Source organism: Streptomyces sp. NPDC015220 (assembly GCF_043079345.1).
In the GTDB taxonomy this organism is placed as follows: Bacteria; Actinomycetota; Actinomycetes; order Streptomycetales; family Streptomycetaceae; genus Streptomyces.
In genome coordinates, this window is sequence record NZ_JBIBUK010000012.1 from 53,849 (window position 1) to 69,595 (window position 15,747).

The 15,747-nt window shown below is 74.0% G+C and carries 14 protein-coding genes; 8 read left to right on the forward strand and 6 right to left on the reverse strand.

The features are described from left to right. Positions 1–166 precede the first annotated feature (166 nt). Complete coding sequence (locus ACF061_RS23255) at positions 167–1,051, forward strand: LysR family transcriptional regulator (RefSeq protein WP_392268859.1); 885 nt, start codon at positions 167–169, stop codon at positions 1,049–1,051. A 189-nt stretch (positions 1,052–1,240) separates the two neighbouring features. Here the strand turns inward: ACF061_RS23255 and ACF061_RS23260 are convergent, their stop codons facing one another. From ACF061_RS23260 to ACF061_RS23270, 3 genes are all read right to left on the reverse strand, one after another. Further along, on the reverse strand, positions 1,241–3,382 hold the full coding sequence (locus ACF061_RS23260; protein ID WP_392268860.1) for a putative bifunctional diguanylate cyclase/phosphodiesterase: 2,142 nt from the start codon (positions 3,380–3,382) through the stop codon (positions 1,241–1,243). Further along, positions 3,379–4,191, reverse strand: coding sequence for an SAM-dependent methyltransferase (locus tag ACF061_RS23265; RefSeq protein WP_392268861.1), 813 nt, complete (start codon positions 4,189–4,191; stop codon positions 3,379–3,381). The genes ACF061_RS23260 and ACF061_RS23265 overlap by 4 nt, the downstream gene beginning before the upstream one ends. Before the next feature lie 134 nt (positions 4,192–4,325). After that, positions 4,326–4,793: a hypothetical protein gene (locus ACF061_RS23270; protein WP_392268977.1), complete on the reverse strand. Its 468-nt coding sequence runs from the start codon at positions 4,791–4,793 to the stop codon at positions 4,326–4,328. 966 nt (positions 4,794–5,759) lie between these two features. Here ACF061_RS23270 and ACF061_RS23275 point away from each other — a divergent pair. Then, on the forward strand, positions 5,760–6,524 hold the full coding sequence (locus tag ACF061_RS23275) for a hypothetical protein (protein WP_392268862.1): 765 nt from the start codon (positions 5,760–5,762) through the stop codon (positions 6,522–6,524). Between the two features lie 271 nt (positions 6,525–6,795). Next, positions 6,796–7,155 carry a hypothetical protein gene (locus tag ACF061_RS23280; protein ID WP_392268863.1) on the forward strand — a complete coding sequence of 120 codons (360 nt, stop codon included), beginning with the start codon at positions 6,796–6,798 and terminating at the stop codon, positions 7,153–7,155. Between the two features lie 224 nt (positions 7,156–7,379). Here ACF061_RS23280 and ACF061_RS23285 read toward each other — a convergent pair whose 3' ends face one another. Continuing rightward, complete coding sequence (locus tag ACF061_RS23285; RefSeq protein ID WP_392268978.1) at positions 7,380–7,814, reverse strand: hypothetical protein; 435 nt, start codon at positions 7,812–7,814, stop codon at positions 7,380–7,382. Positions 7,815–8,585: 771 nt separating this feature from the next. Between ACF061_RS23285 and ACF061_RS23290 the strand changes: the two genes are divergently transcribed. Further along, on the forward strand, positions 8,586–9,260 hold the full coding sequence (locus tag ACF061_RS23290) for a class F sortase (RefSeq protein WP_392268864.1): 675 nt from the start codon (positions 8,586–8,588) through the stop codon (positions 9,258–9,260). Positions 9,261–9,441: 181 nt separating this feature from the next. Here ACF061_RS23290 and ACF061_RS23295 read toward each other — a convergent pair whose 3' ends face one another. Continuing rightward, positions 9,442–10,284 (reverse strand): polysaccharide deacetylase family protein, encoded by an 843-nt coding sequence (locus ACF061_RS23295; protein WP_392268865.1) that lies wholly within the window; start codon positions 10,282–10,284, stop codon positions 9,442–9,444. A 293-nt stretch (positions 10,285–10,577) separates the two neighbouring features. Between ACF061_RS23295 and ACF061_RS23300 the strand changes: the two genes are divergently transcribed. Together ACF061_RS23300 and ACF061_RS23305 are read left to right on the forward strand one after the other, a co-directional pair. Next, positions 10,578–11,057, forward strand: a complete 480-nt coding sequence (locus ACF061_RS23300; RefSeq protein ID WP_392268866.1) for a universal stress protein — start codon at positions 10,578–10,580, stop codon at positions 11,055–11,057. Positions 11,058–11,288: 231 nt separating this feature from the next. Then, entirely contained in the window at positions 11,289–12,722 is a 1,434-nt protein-coding gene (locus ACF061_RS23305; RefSeq protein ID WP_392268867.1) for an amino acid permease, read from the forward strand. 109 nt (positions 12,723–12,831) lie between these two features. Here the strand turns inward: ACF061_RS23305 and ACF061_RS23310 are convergent, their stop codons facing one another. Beyond that, complete coding sequence (locus ACF061_RS23310; protein WP_392268868.1) at positions 12,832–14,004, reverse strand: CapA family protein; 1,173 nt, start codon at positions 14,002–14,004, stop codon at positions 12,832–12,834. 304 nt (positions 14,005–14,308) lie between these two features. Here ACF061_RS23310 and ACF061_RS23315 point away from each other — a divergent pair, with 304 nt between their 5' ends. After that, positions 14,309–14,857, forward strand: coding sequence for a sigma-70 family RNA polymerase sigma factor (locus tag ACF061_RS23315; RefSeq protein ID WP_392268869.1), 549 nt, complete (start codon positions 14,309–14,311; stop codon positions 14,855–14,857). 146 nt (positions 14,858–15,003) lie between these two features. Continuing rightward, the gene (locus ACF061_RS23320) at positions 15,004–15,513 is read left to right on the forward strand and encodes a hypothetical protein (protein ID WP_392268870.1); all 510 of its coding nucleotides are present in this window, start codon (positions 15,004–15,006) and stop codon (positions 15,511–15,513) included. Positions 15,514–15,747 lie beyond the last annotated feature (234 nt).

Below are 15,747 nucleotides of genomic sequence, written 5' to 3' on the forward strand. Positions count from 1 at the left end.
TACTCCAGGAGCGAAAGCGGTGGGACGCCTTGTCGGCGAGAGGCGCCGGGGCGGGGACCCGGACCCCCGGCGCGTCATCGATCCTGCCGCTCCGGTCCGCCCGACTGAAGGACCGGTCCGCTCACGGTTGTTACCTTGACGGCAATACCGATGGGAGGGGGAAGCCATGGAGTCCCGTCCGCTGCGTTACTTCGTCGCCGTCGCCGAGGAGCTCAACTTCGCCCGGGCCGCCGGGCGGCTGGGCATGTCCCCGCCGCCGCTGTCCCGCGCGATCCGCCAACTGGAGTCGGACCTCGGTGTGACCCTGTTCGAGCGGACCACCCACAGCGTGACCCTGACCCCGGCCGGTGAGGTCCTGCTCGGGGAGGCGCGGATCGCGCTGGACGCCCTGGCGGCGGCCGGGCACCGGACGCGGCGCGCGGCCGCCGCGCGGCCGCGACTGGTGCTGGCGGTGAAGGCCGACGGCGACGCCGGGCTGCTGGAACCGATCCTGGCGCGTTACGCGGCCGAACCCGCCCACGTCCCGGTCTCGGTCCGCCTGTGCGGCTGGCAGGAGCAGCCGCGGCTGCTGCGCCGGGGCGAGGCCGACGCGGCCCTGGTGCACGAGCCGTTCGACCGCACCGGCCTGGACAGCGAGACGCTGACCGTCGAGCCGCGCGTGGCCGCCCTGGCCGCCGACGACCCGCTCGCCGCTCGCGACCGACTCGCGCTGGACGACCTCCCGCTGCCTCCGGGAGAGCTCCACCGCCTCCGTGGCGGGCCGTCCCGCGCGGCCGGCCGGGACCTCGCCCAGCTGCTGACCCTCGTCGCGCTGGGCGACGCGGTCAGCCTGCTCCCGGCCTCGGTCGCCGACCGCTATCCGCGCCCCGGCGTCGTCTACCGCTCCGTCGCCGACGCGCCGCCCGCCGTCCTGGCGATCGCCTGGCCGCAGCAGTCCCGCTCGACGGCCACGGCAGCGCTCGTCCGGGCCGCCGCCCGGGTGGCCGAGAGCTTGCGCGAACAGGCGGACGGCAAGGCCGCGGCCGGTACGACCTCGGCGGCCGCCCCCTGACGGACCCGGCCGGGCAGGACACTGCCGGGCAGGACACGGCCGGGCAGGACACGGCCGGGCAGGACACGCGCGGGCGAGGAGCCCGCGGCGGGCGAGACGCGGGCAGGCAACGCGCGGGCGTGCAAGGCGCGGCCGGGCAAGGGGCGCGCGGGCGCACCTTGCCGGGGGCGGGGCGTGGGGCCGGGAGGCTCAGCCCGTCGCGTCCGCCAGGGCCAGTTCGTGCAGGCGCTCCGGGGGGCCCGGGCGGGCGTAGTACCAGCCCTGGGCCGTGTCGCAGCCCAGGATGCGCAGTTGCTCGGCCTGGGCGCCGGTCTCCACGCCCTCCACGGTGACCGCGAGGTCGAGGCTGTGGGCCAGCGCCACGATCCCCTCGACGATCTTGAGGTCGACCGGGTCGGCCGGGAACTGCTGCATGCCCTGGGTGAAGGAACGGTCCAGCTTCAGCACGCTCACCGGCAGCCGGCGCAGATTGGCCAGGTTGGAGTATCCGGTGCCGAAGTCGTCCAGGGCGATGTCGACGCCCATCTCGGCCAGCCGGCGCAGCGGTTTGAGGAGGTCGTCGTCCGCGCCGATCAGCGCCGACTCGGTCACCTCCAGGCACAGCGCGTCGGGTGTCACGCCCGAGCGTTCCAGAATCTCGACGGTGTCCTGGACGAGACCGGGGTGGTGGAGCTGGCACGGCGAGAGGTTGACGTTGATGCGCAGCGGCCCCGCGGCCCCGTCGCCGTGCAGTTCCCGCCAGCGGCGGGCCTGGCGCACCGACTGCTCCATGACCCAGCGGCCCAGCGGAACGATCAGTCCGGTGTGCTCGGCGAGCGGGATGAACCGGTCGGGGCCGAGCACGCCGTGCTGCGGGTGCAGCCAGCGCACCAGCGCCTCGGCGCCGCGCACGCTGCCGTCGCCGAGACGCACCAGCGGCTGGTACTCGATGAAGAACTCACCGCGGTCCAGCGCGGTGGGCAGGGCCGTGGTCAGTCCGTGCCGGGTGATGGCGCGGGCGTCGGCCTCCGGATCGGCCAGCTCGAAGCGGTTGCCGCCGGCCGACTTGGCCCGGTACATGGTGATGTCGGCGCTGCGCAGCACCTCGGCCGCGCTGCGCTCGCCCACCGGGCCCTCGACGACGCCGATGCTGCCGCGCACCGTCAGCTCCCGCCCGTCGATCCGGATGGGCGCCACCAGCGCGTTCATGATGCGGGCGGCGAGTTCGTCGACCTCGCGCCGGCTGTCCGGCCCGGTGGTCAGCGCGACGAACTCGTCGCCGCCGAGCCGGGCCACCATCTCGCCGGGCGCGGTCGCGCAGGACTGCAACCGGTCGGCGACCTCGACCAGCAGCCGGTCGCCGGCCGCGTGCCCGAGACTGTCGTTGATGGTCTTGAAGCCGTCGAGGTCGAGGTAGCACAGGCCGAAGCGGCGGCCCTCGCCCGAGTTCAGCGTCTTCTCCAGGCGCTCGAAGAACAGGGTGCGGTTGGGCAGACCGGTGAGCGCGTCGTGGGTGGCCTCGTAGCGCAGGCGGAGGTTGAGCAGCCGGCGCTCGGTGGTGTCCTCCATGAGGGCCAGTTGGTACTGGGGGTTGCCGTCGGGGTCGCGGAGCAGGGAGACCGTGAGGTTGGTCCACAGGACCGTGCCGTCGGGGCGGTAGAAGGCCTTCTCCACGTGGTAGTGCTCGCGCTCGCCGCGCACCAGTTCCTCGTACAGCCGCCAGATCTGCGGCGCGTCGTCGGCGTGCGTCCACTGCTGCACCTTGCGGCCGCGCATGCTCTGCTCGGAGCCGCCGAACATGCGCAGGAGCGCGCCGTTGACCTGGAGGATGTTGCCGTCCAGGTCGGCGATGCCGATGCCTATGGCCGCGCCCTCGAACACCGCCCGGAAACGGGCCTCGCTGGCGTGCAGCGCCTGCGCGACCACGCCCTGGGCGCGCAACGCGGCCTGGGCGATGGCCTCCTGTTCGGACAGCGTGCGCTCGCGCAGCGCCCGCGCGAACCCGGCGGCCATGGCGTGCTGCAACCGGGAGGAGCGGGCGCGCAGGTCCTCCTGGTCGCCGTCCTCGCCGCAGTAGAGCACGAGGTAGGACTCGACGCAGTCCAGGGAGCGGCTCAGCGCCTCCGGGGAGGTGCAGTGGGCGTCGATCAGCGCGGCGCCGACCGCCTCGCCCTCCCCGGCGTCGAACGCCCTGGCCCGCAGCGCACGGCTCAACCGCCCGACGAGCGGCAGCAGTCGTTCCTCGAACTCCGGGCGGGTCAGCGAGGTGGAGGTCACCGGGAAGACCGCCCGGCTCCAGATCGTCGTCAGCCGGCGCAGCCTGTCCTCCGGCCCGTCCGGTTCCGCGCTCACGCCGTACGTCCCACGCCGGCGAAACCGGAGAAGGCGTAGGGATCCTCGTCCTCCGGTGCCGTCTCCGGCCGCCAGTGCGGCATCGGCACCAGTCCGGGCTCCACCATGTCGTACCCCTCGAAGAACCGCGCGATCTCGTCGCGCGAGCGCATGATCAGCGGGTTGCGGATGTCCTTGTACACCTCGACCGCGCCCTCGCTGCGCTCCGGCGGCAGCGGGATCCCCTCGTAGGTGGCATGCGTGAGGACGAGCAGGCTGCCGGGCGCGAGGGCGTCGCGCAGCTCGGCGACCGCGGCGTACGGGTCGTCCATGTCTTCCACGAAGTGCAGTATGGCAACGAGAAGCAGCGCCACTGGCCGATTCGGGTCGATCAGCCGCAGCAACTGGGGGCTCTCGAGGATTTCCCGGGGCTTGCGCAGGTCGGCCGCGACCACGTCCGCGTCGTCGTTGCCGGCCAGGACGGCCTGGCTGTGGGCGACCGCCACCGGATCGTGGTCGACGTACAGCACGCGGCTTCCAGGGTGGGCGGCCTGGGCGATCTCGTGGACGTTGCCGAAGGTGGGGATGCCGGATCCGATGTCCACGAACTGGGTGACGCCCTCGCCCAGGGCGAAGCGCACCGCACGGCGCATGAACGCCCGGTTCGCCTGCATGACCTTGGGCAGCCCGGGCATGAACTCCATCGCCCGGCGGGCGGCTTCCCGGTCGACCTCGAAGTTGTGCGAACCGCCCAGGTAGTAGTCGTAGATGCGAGCGACGCTCGGCACCGAGATGTCGATGCTCCGTGGGGCCCAGGCGGGACGCTCCATCTTCTCTCCACAACGTAGGCGATCCGGTGTTCGAGCTGAGGCTACTGACCGCCCGCCAAAGGGGCGAGCCGAACCGGAAATTGACCATCCGTTCCCGGTCACCACCTGCGCGACCGTGTCCGGCCGGTGCCACCTCACGGTGGATTGCGGCGATGTGCGGGCATGGTGCGTGACGCGCGGGTACGTGACCGAACATGGCGAACCGCCCGCTCCGTGCGGTGCGGAGGGGCGGCGTCCCGCCCCGTGGCGTGCCGTCGCGCTCGTTCCGGTGCCCCGTCCCGTTCGCCGTCCCTGTCCCCGGAGAAGGTGTGGACCGGCCGGCGGTTCACGGTCGTCTGCCGGACGCCGTCGGGCCCGGTGAAGCCCAACAGGCCCTTCCTCCGCACAACCTCGGTGTCGCTCGCGGGAACGGGCGCCACGGCCGGCCGCTTCTCGAGGCAGGCGCCGGAACACGCGGACACCGGCTCCGGCCACGCCCTGTCCTTCAGCGAGCGGTGGACCGTCGTGCCGTTCCGGTCGACGACGGTGTCACCGGGCGCGGTCTCCCGCACAGGCAGGCCCGGCAGGCTCGCCCGGGACGCCTTCCCGCCGTCGGGCGCCATGACGTACCACTCGCCGCCCACGCCCTGGCCGGTGACCTGACCGGCCCGGGTTTCCTCGGCACAGCGGTACGCGGGCCGGCCGGTGGCAGTCAGCCGCTCGGCGCCGTCGGCGCGGATGACCTCGCCGAGCAGGACCCGGTCGCTTCCGGACGGGCCGCCCCGCTCCGCGCCGGTCCGGGCCTCCCCGCCCCCTCGTCCGTACGTACGTGCGTTTCGGTGACGCCTCGATGGCCGGCCGGGCAAACCCCCGGCCGCCGCATTTCCCCAGTTCGGGGCAATCCCCGGGCGGAGCGGTGCGCCCCGCTCCCGCAGGGCTCATGATCTCGCTCGTGCATCGACCGAAACCGACCCGATTCGCGTCGGCGTTGCGGGTGTTGGCGCCTACGGCCCTGGCGTTGGCGTGTGTGGGCGCGCCGGCCGCGCCGGCCGCGGCCGACGCCTGCGCGTACGCCTCCACGGGCCCGGACGGGACGGTGGCGGTGTCGGCGGCCGGCGGCTCCTGGCCCTCGTTCCCGCCCTGCCCGAGGCCCACCCCGACGCCTCCCCCGCCCTCTCCCACCCCCACCCCCACGCCGACACCCACGCCCACGCCGACACCCACGCCCACACCCAAGCCTCCGCCTCCGCCTCCGCCCAAGCCCGCCCCCCGGCCGACGCCACCGCCGCCACCACGACCGCGGCCCACGCCGACACCCGAGCCGCCTCGTGCCCGGCCGGCTCCCCCCGCACCGCGGCCCCGGCCGACGCCTCCCCCGGAGCCCGCCCCCGCCCCGACACCCGAACCGGCTCCCAAGCCCCGCCCGCGCCCCTCGGCGAAACCGGTGGCCTACCCGGGGTACCACGCCCGGCCGCACCGGCACGCACCTCGGCACAGTCCGTCGCCGATCACCTACGTCCTGCTCATCGCGGTGCCCGCGCTGGCCGCCGTCGCCGCGCTCCGCCCGCGCTGACCCCTGGAGGAACCTGTTGTCGGAATGGCTTGTTCTCACCCTCGCGATGCTGGGCGCCTGCGCCGTGGTCGTCGCGGTCACCTTCGTACGGCACCGCACGGCGGCCGAGGACGACGACCCCAATGACACCCCGGACGTCATCGAGTACATGACCATGTGGATCGGCGTGGTGTACGCCATCGTCCTGGGCCTGGCCATCGCGGGCGTCTGGGAGGCGCGGGTCGCCGCCCAGGACCACGTCCAGGCGGAGGCCCAGGCGCTGCACGAGATCTCCGAGCGGGTGCGGGTCTACCCGCCCGATGTGCGAGACCGCATCCGGTCCGACGTCAACACCTATGTCGGACACGTCGTCAAAACCGAGTGGAAGACGATGGCCGACCAGGGCCATGTCACCAAGGAGGGCGACCGACTGCTCGCGCGGATCCGCGCGGACGTCACCGACTACCAGCCGAAGTCGGACTTCGAGGCACAGGCCTACCAGCCCTTGGTGGACCAGGTGACCGCCGCCGACCAGGCCCGGGCCGCGCGCGCCGACTCCACCGGGGCGACGATGCCGGGCGTGGTGTGGTTCGGGCTGATCGGGGGGGCCGTCGTCACCATCGGCATGGTGTTCGCGCTGCAGATCCGGCGCACCGCACGGGAGCTGATCCTCGCCGGGCTGTTCTCCGCGCTGATCGCCTTCCTGCTCTTCCTCATCTGGGACTTCGACGCCCCCTACAGCCGGGGGGTCTCGGCCTCTGCGGACGCCTTCCTGGACCTGTTCCCGAACCTCACCGGCTGACGGGCCCTCACCGCACGGTCGGCGGGCCGTCTGACAGCGCCTCAGCACGCGTCGGCCCTCCGGCCGGCCCCGAGGGCGGGCACGTCCGGCCGACCGTTCCGGACACCGCCGCCGCGGGGGCCGTCCCCTGTGCGGCCCACACCGTTGCCCCGTTCGCCCGAGTGCGTTCGCGCCGGCGCCCCCGGCTTCCTAGCGTTTGATCATCGAGGCGCGATTGCGGCACACGCGGAAGAAGGTCCGCGGCTGCTCCTCGGGGACCGGAGGATCCATCATGCGGGTAGCAGGCGTAGTTCCGGCCGCGGTACTGGGTGTCGTCGGCATCCTCGCCCTCGCCGCGCCCGTCGCCGTCGCGAGCGGCGGCGTCGCCCACTCCTACGGCGGCGACAGCCGCTCCTACGGCGACGAAGGAGGCGGCGGCCGCTTCGAGGAGGGCGACGACGAAGACCGTTCCGGTGGCCGGGGCGGGAGCGGGCCCGAGCACTTCCGGCACGGTGTGCGCGCGGGTGAGGGCGGCACCGTCGCCGGCTTCGACCTGGGGAGGATCGGCCTGGGCACGGCGCTCGTCGGCGGCTCGGCCGGCACGGCGTACTACCTCGCGCGCCGCCGCACCGGGGAGGAGGCCGCCGGCTGACCGCGCTCCCCGCCCCGACCACGCTCCCGGCTCGGCACGGGCGCCCGCCCCGGACGACTCCGGGCCCGGGGCGGGGCGGCCTACCGGCCGGTGAACGTCCGGCGCGGCGGGCGACGAGAACACGCGGGAGCGGAGAGCGACGGAGCGGGAGCGCGGCCGGACCAGGACCCGGCCGCCGCGCGAGGCGTGGCCGGGTCCTGGTCCGTGCTCCGGCTCCGTCGCCGTCAGAGGCGCTTCCAGGGCCGACGGCGCAGCCAGAAGGCGCCGCCGCCGACGACGCCCGCGGCCACCAGCCCGCCGCCGACGGCCAGATCGGCCTTGGTGGCGCCGGCGGCGGTGCCGCCGCCGGCTCCGCCGCGGACGGCGCCCACCACCGTGAGCGCCGCCGGGCGGGTCAGGGCGCGGCCGTCGCAGTTGACGGTGATGTCATAGGGCCCGGGGCGGGCGTCCGGACGGATCGTGACGGTGCCGCGCGCCGCCTCGCCGACCGGACTGAGCGGCGTCGTGGCGAACACGCGCGAGGACGCGACTCCCCCGTTGCGGCACCCCTCGACCATGAACGTCAGCCGCCCGCCCGCGGCGATCACACTGGGCAGCGTCGTGATGTTGCGGATGCCGTTCGGGCCGACGCCGAGCCCGTCGCCCTGACCGCCGACCACGCCGACCCCGTCGATCGGCACCTCGCCGGACCCGCCGACCTGGCCGGCGCCTGCGCCCCCGCCCGGCCCGGTCCCCGGGCCCACCTCACCACTCCCCGCGCCACCGCCGGCCCCCGGCCCGCCGCCCCGCTCCCCGCCATGCCAGGGTCCGCCGTGCTCTCCGTCAAGACCGTCGCCGGAATCAGCGCCGGGTCCCATGCCACCGCCCCCGCCGCCCCGGTCCTCGCCGGGGTCCCCGGCCGGACCGTCGTCGAAGCCGTCGGCCTGGCCGTCGCCCGGACCACCGTCCCAGTCGGCGCCAGGTCCGCCGTCCCAGCTGGCGCCCGGGGCGTCGTCGCCCCTCGCGAAGGCCGCCGGCGCCGCCGGCCCGACCGCGGCGACGGCGGCGACGGCGGCGGCGACCAGGACCGGCAAGAGGGTACGAGTAATTCGCATGTGCTCCTCCGGGGAAGGCGCCCCGGGGACCCGTGCCCGGACCGTCGATCGGCGAAGAAACGCCTCCCGGAAGAACCCTCAGACTCCCTCTTCCCGGACGCATTTCGGGGCTGGGCCGTCCCGGTGAGCCACTGTGCCGGGGCAGTTCGTCCCATTGGACAACGCCGCAGGTCACCGCTTGTCGGAAAACGCCCGTCAGGGCGCGACTCGGATGGCGCACGGAAACCGCGGCCGCCACCCGTTCGCCGCCGCCCCGTCGCCGGTTCCGCGGACCCGGCTTAGCGTGCTCGTATGCGCGGACGACGGGGCGACGGCCACGTCGGGAGAGGATGGCGAATGTCTTCGAGCGAGCTGTCCGGTGGTGCGATCGAGGAGGAACGGGAACCCCGGCGGAAGCCCGCCCCCTGGGGGGTGGTAGCGCTCGTCCTGCTCACCGGGATCGCGCTGATCCGCAACGGTTCCGGGGAGTTCGACATCGCTCCGCCGCAACCCGCGAAGGCCGCCGCTCCGGACATCAGCCGTACGCGGGCCTCGGTCGGGGCCGCGCAGCCCCTGCCGCGCTCGGTGCCCGACCGGGTCAGGATCCCCGTGATCCGGGTCGACGCGCCCGTCACACCGGTGGGCGTCGACTCGGACGGCTGGGTCGCCGCTCCGCCACCGGACGACCCCAATCTGGCCGGCTGGTTCAACGGCGCCGTCACGCCCGGCGAGAAGGGGACGGCGGTCGTCGTCGGCCATGTGGACAACGGAACGGGCCCCACGGTGTTCTACGGGCTCGGCGCGCTCAAGAAGGGCAACCGTGTCGAGATCGGTCGCCAGGACGGGAGGACGGCCGTCTTCGAGGTGTACGGCGTGGAGGTGTTCGAGAAGGAGAACTTCCCCGGAGACCGGGTGTACGGCTCGAAGGGGACGCCGGAGCTGCGGCTCATCACCTGCGGCGGTGACTACAGCAAGAAGACCGGATACCAGGGAAACGTCGTCGTCTTCGCCCGCCTGGTCCAGACCCGCTGAGCGGACGGCCGACGACGGCGCGCGACGGACGGGGCCGGGTGGACGTCCGGGCGGACGGTGTCAGGTGTCACGTCCCGACGGAGTACGACCCGACGGACGGTGTCAGGTGTCACGTCCCGACGGACCCGACGGACGGTGTCAGGTGTCGCGTCCCGACGGAGTACGTCCCGACGGACAGGGGTCAGGTGTACGTCCGGCGCGGGACGGTGAAGTGGTAGCCCTCGTCCAGCAGTCTGGGCAGGTAGGTGCGCAGCGCGGCGACGGTCTGCGAGCGGTCGCCCCCGGCGTCGTGGGAGAGCACCACCACGCCGGGGCCGGCGCCGTGCTCGACCCGGCGCACGATGGCGCCGGTGCCGGGCGTGGTCCAGTCGAGGCTGTCGACGGTCCAGGCCAGCGGCTCCATCCCCAGCTCGGCGTTGAGCTGGAAGACGTTGCGGTTCCAGGCGCCGTAGGGCGCGCGGAACCACAACGGGCGGTCGCCGTACGCCTTCTCGATGACGTCGCTGGTGCTCTCGATCTCGTCGCGGATCTCCCGCCGGCCGAGCCGGGTGAGCAACGGGTGGGTCCAGGTGTGGTTGCCCACGACGTGTCCCTCGTCGGCCATCCGGGCCAGCAGGTTCCGGTTCCAGGCGGCCATCTCCCCGCACACCATGAACGTCGCCCGGATGTCGTACTTGGCGAGGGTGTCCAGCACGTGCGGGGTGTACTCGGGGTTGGGGCCGTCGTCGAACGTCAGCAGCATGGTTCGGCCCCGGCCCGGGAAGCGCAGGATCGGCGCGGTCCGCACCGTGGTCGGCAATGGCTGGGCGCGCTGCGGGACGTCGCCGGTCAGCGGCCGCAGCCGGTAGGTGGACGGCTTGAGCGCGCCGTGCGCCTGGGGACCGCCGGCGGGGGCGGCGGCCCCTGCCGGGGTGCCGGAGGAGTCGGACAGCAGCAGACCGGCCGTACCGGCCGCTCCGGCGCCGAGAGCGGCGGCTCCGGCGAGCAACATCCGGCGCCGCGTGAGCAACTGATCCTTCTGCATGACTCATCAGTGTCCGGAGCACCGCTCCCGCATCGGCGCGGCGGGACGAAAGCACTCGCCCGGCCCAGCGGCCGCCGCGGCGCGCCGATTCCAGGGGCGGAACGCCGCCCTCCGGCCGGCGGTGGCGCGCCGGCGGGAGGGCGGTGTCCCGCGGTTCGCCGGCGGACGGCGGGCCCGGACCGGTGCGGTGCGCCGGCGGACGGCGGGCCCGGACCGGTGCGGTGCGCCGGCGACCGGTCCGCCCGCGATACCGGACGCTGACGGGAACGAACGGTTCCGATAGCCTCGCAGGCGTGACGGAACAGCACGAGGAGCACGAACGGCAGGAGCACCGGTTCGAGCGGGGCACGGACGGTCCGAAGGTGATCGTGGCCGGCGTCGACGGGTCGGACTCCTCGATGCGGGCCGCCGCCTACGCCGGTGGTCTGGCCCGGCGCCAGGGCGCGCTGCTGGCCCTCGTGTACGTGCAGCCGGTGATGACCGCCGGGGCGGCGCTGGGGGCGCCGGTGGCCGAGACGACGGACGAGATCGCCGAGGACCTGGTGCAGCAGATCCGGGAGGCGACCGAGCGGCTGAAGGGGATATTCGAGGTCCGCTGGGAGTTCCACACCTTCCGCGGCGATCCGTACAACGGCCTGCTGACGGCCGCCGACGAGTTGAAGGCGGACGCGGTGGTCGTCGGCGCCTCGGAGCAGGCCGGCCACCGGATCATCGGCTCGGTGGCGGTCCGCCTGGTCAAGGCGGGACGATGGCCGGTGACGGTGGTGCCGTAGGGCCCGTCGTCACGCGGGCCCGGGACGGTCCGGACGGCGGGTGCCGGGTCCGGTCCTCCGTCGTCCCGCCCTTCGCGCGGAGGGCGGAGCCGGCGTCCGGAACCGGCCCGTGCGGCCGGGTGGCCGCCGCCCGCCGCGGTCCGGAACGTGCCCGGTGTCTTCCGTGCCCGGTGGCCTTGGGCCATCATGATCCGCCTTCAGCCGATTGCCTTCTGCGAAGAGGTGAGGCCAGTGGCCGGACTCCGGATGGGCGAGGGGATTCTCCGCCGTAAACCCATCGAGCACATCGAGGAGACGGAAGCCGCCGAGGGACCCAGGCTCGAACGCTCGCTCGGACTGTGGCAGCTCACCGCGATCGGCGTGGGCGGCATCATCGGCGCGGGCATCTTCACCCTGGCGGGCACGGTGGCCAACGGCACGGCGGGCCCCGCCGTGCTGGTGTCCTTCCTCGTCGCGGGTCTCGCCAGCGCCGCGGCGGCCCTGTCGTACGCCGAGTTCGCGGGCCTGATCCCGAAGGCGGGCTCCGCCTACACCTACGGCTACGCGGTGCTCGGCGAGTTCGCCGGCTGGTTCATCGGCTGGGACCTGCTCCTGGAGTACACGGCGATCGTGGCGGTGGTGGCCATCGGCATCTCCGGGTACTTCAGCTTCCTGGTCGAGGACATGGGCGCGCACCTGCCCGCCTGGATGCTGGGCGCGCCCGGTACCGGTTCCGGACACCGGGTCGACCTGTTCGCCGCGCTCCTGTGCCTGCTCATCGCCTGGCTGCTGAACCTCGGCATCCGCAACGCCGCCCGCTTCGAGACGGCGGTGGTGGTGCTGAAGGTCCTGGTGGTGCTGCTGGTGATCGTGGTCGGTGTCTTCCACATCGACACCGCCAACTACCACCCGTTCTTCCCGTACGGGGTCGGCGGGGCGTTCACCGGAGCGGCGACGGTGTTCTTCGCCGTCTTCGGCTACGACGCCATGTCGACCGCGGCGGAGGAGTCCAAGGACGCGCAGCGGCACATGCCGAAGGCGATCGTCTACTCGCTGGTGATCGCGATGGTGCTGTACGTGGCGGCCTGCCTGGTGCTGACCGGCATGCAGAACTACAAGGACATCGACAAGGAGAGCGGCTTCTCCTCAGCGTTCAAGTCGGTGGGGCTGGGCCGGCTGGCGGACGTGATCGCGGTGGGCGCGATCATCGGCATCCTGACGGTGATGTTCACCTTCATGCTGGGCGTGACCCGGGTGTGGTTCTCGATGTCCCGGGACGGCCTGCTGCCGAGGTGGTTCGCGAAGACTCACCCCACGCGGCACGTGCCGACCCGGGTGACGTGGATCGTCGGGGCGGCGTCGGCGGTCATCGCCGGGTTCCTGCCGATCGCGGAGGCGGCCGAACTGACCAACATCGGCATCCTGCTGGCGTTCGTGGTGGTGTGTTCGGCGGTGATCGTGCTGCGCTACCGGCAGCCCGACCTGCCGCGCAGCTTCCGTACGCCGTGGATGCCGTTCGTGCCGGCGCTGGGCGTGGTCTTCTCGATCTGGCTGATCACGTTCCTCCAGTGGCAGACGTGGGTGCGGTTCGTGGTGTGGTTCCTGATCGGGTGCGTGATCTACTTCGGGTACTCGTACAAACGGTCGGCGCTGGCCCCGGGCCGGCGGGCCGGGTCCGGGGACTGACCCCCGGCTGACCCCCGCCGGAGGACGGGCGGGCCCCGTCTGCGGGTGACCGGCGCGCCGGTCCGCGCGACCATGGCCTCGCGTGGCCGGCGCCCGGCCGCGCAGGGCCTCACCGTCCCATCACCAGGCCGTCCCGGGCCGCGCCGCGGGCGAGCACCGCGGCGCTGATCCGGTCGCGTACGCCCTCCAGGTCGGCGCCCCGGGCGATGGCGTCGTCCAGGTCCACCACCCGGCCGGCGTCCAGGTCGAACAGCTCGGGGACGAACTCGGCCCGGGTCGCCTCCCAGCGTCCGCCCGGCCTCGCCGGCGGGGTGAAGGTGAAGCGTGCGAGGGTGCTCTGTCCGGCGCGTGGTTCGCGCGCGCCGTGGCCGTCGTCCGCGCCCCGGCCGGGGATCTGGTCGCCCGTGCCGTAGACCACCCAGGTGCCGTTGACCTTCTCGTAGGGCTGCGGGACGTGGGCGCCGGTGCCGACGACCACGTCGATGTCGGGGCGGCCGCCGGTGCGGGCGGCGGTCAGCCGCCGGGCCAGGTCGAGTTGCGCCTCGTCGGGCGTGTCCCGCCACTGAGGACCCCAGTACAGGGACACGACGACCACATCGGCCCCGGCCCGCCGGGCGGCCCGGGCGTCGGCGACGATCCGGTCGGCGTCGATCAGGTTCACGGCCCACGGCCGGCCGGGCGGGAACCGCCCGTTCGAGCCCTGGCTGTAGGCCAGGTGGGCGACGCGGGCCCGGCCGGCGCGCAGCAGCGTGACACCGCGCGCCTCGGCCTCGGTGCGCGCCGACCCGGCGTGCCGCACGCCGGCCCGGTCGAGGCCGTCCAGAGTGCGCCGGACGCCGTCGGCGCCGTCGTCCAGGGTGTGCCCGGACGCGGTCGCGCAGCCGTCGTAGCCGGTCGCGGCGAGATCCCGGGCCAGCTCGGGAGGGGACTGGCGCGGGGGGCCGCCGCCGTCGGGGCCGTGCGCGCCGTCGACGGTGTCCAGGTGGCACAGCGCCAGATCGGCCCGGGAGACCACGGACCGTGCGCCCTGGAGCATCGGCCGGAAGTCGTGGCCGGCGCCGCCCGCGTCGAAGCCGGCCCGGTCGAGGACCGAGCCGTCCGGGGCGACGGCGCCGGAGGCGAGGAGCGTGAACGCGCCGACGGCCGTCGGCCCTCCGGGTGCCTGCACCGCCCCGAGGGCCGACGGGACCTGCTGCCGCTCCCGGAGCTGTTCCTGACAGGCGGCGCACCCGGCGAGGAGGGCCGTCACGGCCAGGGCCACCTGGTGTCTGCGTGCGATCAACGGTTCACCTCACTGCGAGCGTGCGCCAGGGCGTTCGTCGCGCCCGGGCGGTGATGACGTGGCGATGGCGCTGACCCCGGGGGCGACGGCGCCAGGACGGTCGTACGGATGAAGGACGGAAGGACAAAGGGGTACGAAGGCGGCCGCCGTCGCAAACGGACCCGTCGCCGCCGTTGGCCCGTCCGGCGGACGGCGAACGCCTGACGGACCGTTCGGCGCACCGTTCACCGACGCCATCGACCGTCCGTCGCACAGCCGCGCGCGCACCCTGTCCCCTCGCCGCCCCCTGCGGTGCCATACGGCCATGACGGCCGGAACCACCCTCCCCCGCGTGACCACGACCGCCGAGCACGAGCTCGCCGCGCTGCAGCGCGAGCACGGCCGGCCCCTGTTCGCCCTGCTCCTGCGGCTGTGCGACGGCGACCGGCAGCGCGCCGAGGACCTCCTCCAGGAGACCCTGGTACGGGCCTGGCAGCACCCGGAGGCGCTGCGCGCGGACGCCTTCGACTCCGTGCGGCCCTGGCTGCTGACCGTCGCGCGCCGGCTGGCCATCGACGCGCGCCGGGCCCGGCAGGCCAGGCCGCCGGAGGTCGGCGACGCCGTCCTGGAGAACGCCCGGGTGATCGCCGACCACGCCGAGCGGTCCGCGGCCACGCTCGACGTGCGCGAGGCTGTGAAGACTCTCACCCCGCGGCACCGTGAAGTCCTGGTGCTCGTGTACTTCCAGGGGGCCAGTGTGGCGGAGGCCGCCGAGACCCTGGGCATTCCGCCCGGTACCGTGAAGTCCCGCGCGTACTACGCGCTGCGCGCCCTGCGCCGGGTGCTTCCGGGTTACGCGGCCGACCTGCGGTGAAACCGACGGCACCGTCAAGCCTTCGCAAAGCGCCTTGCTGTGGACCACGGTTGGGTAATCGGCTGTCCTCATGCGTGTTCCGGCCGGGCCCGGTCCCGCGAGCCGGGACCGGGCGACGCGCACGCACCGGAGGAAGGCAGGAAGGGATGCTGCACAGAGGTCAAGAGCACACGGACGGCGACGGTGAACTGGTCGTCCCCATGTCCTGGTTGTACGCCGAGTACATCGCGGACGAACTGCTGCGGACCGGCGACCTGATGCCGCCGGCGTCGGTGGAGTTCCGCGCCGGGCGGGACGCGCTGGCGCTGACCGTCTTCCTGTCCGACACCAGTGGCGAGCTCTCCGGCATCCGAGTGGTCTCGCAGCTGGAGACCTGGCTGTCGCTGACGGCGTACGACGAGCCGTGGCAGGACTGGGTGTGCGAGCGGATCGCCTGCCTCGCGGCCGACGCGCACGCCTCGGGCGTCCCCTCGCCGGACCTGGCGCTGGCCGAGGCGGCCTGGCGGTGGCTGGTGGAGACCGAACTGCTCGCACCCGACCTGGACGCGGTGCCGGGCGGCGCGGGCGCGGCGGGCGAGGACGAGGGGCCCAAGGTGTGGACGCCCGCCTGGCAGCTCGGGCTGCCCCTCGGGCATCTCGCCATCCACCTCTTCTAGCCGCGCGGACCCGGCCGCCGTCCAGCACCGGGACCCGGCCCTCGTCCAGCCCCCGGACCCGGCCCTCGTCCAGCACCGTGACCCTGGCTCCGGACGGGCTCCCGGTTCGGGGAGCGGACGGGAGCCCGGTCCAGGTTCAGAACGGGAGCCCGGTCCGGTTCCGGCCGGAATTCGGGTTCGTAGGTTCCGGGCGTGACTCCCGATCGCGCTCCGGACTGGTTGCGGACGTGGTCC

What these genes read in the sequence shown, in the direction of transcription:
- ACF061_RS23265 (WP_392268861.1), bottom strand. Translation starts at nt 4,191, where the DNA reads ATGGAGCGTCCCGCCTGGGCCCCACGGAGCATCGACATCTCGGTGCCG.
- ACF061_RS23295 (WP_392268865.1), bottom strand. Translation starts at nt 10,284, where the DNA reads ATGCAGAAGGATCAGTTGCTCACGCGGCGCCGGATGTTGCTCGCCGGA.
- ACF061_RS23255 (WP_392268859.1), top strand. Translation starts at nt 167, where the DNA reads ATGGAGTCCCGTCCGCTGCGTTACTTCGTCGCCGTCGCCGAGGAGCTC.
- ACF061_RS23315 (WP_392268869.1), top strand. Translation starts at nt 14,309, where the DNA reads ATGACGGCCGGAACCACCCTCCCCCGCGTGACCACGACCGCCGAGCAC.
- ACF061_RS23280 (WP_392268863.1), top strand. Translation starts at nt 6,796, where the DNA reads ATGCGGGTAGCAGGCGTAGTTCCGGCCGCGGTACTGGGTGTCGTCGGC.
- ACF061_RS23320 (WP_392268870.1), top strand. Translation starts at nt 15,004, where the DNA reads ATGCTGCACAGAGGTCAAGAGCACACGGACGGCGACGGTGAACTGGTC.
- ACF061_RS23290 (WP_392268864.1), top strand. Translation starts at nt 8,586, where the DNA reads ATGTCTTCGAGCGAGCTGTCCGGTGGTGCGATCGAGGAGGAACGGGAA.
- ACF061_RS23270 (WP_392268977.1), bottom strand. Translation starts at nt 4,793, where the DNA reads ATGGCGCCCGACGGCGGGAAGGCGTCCCGGGCGAGCCTGCCGGGCCTG.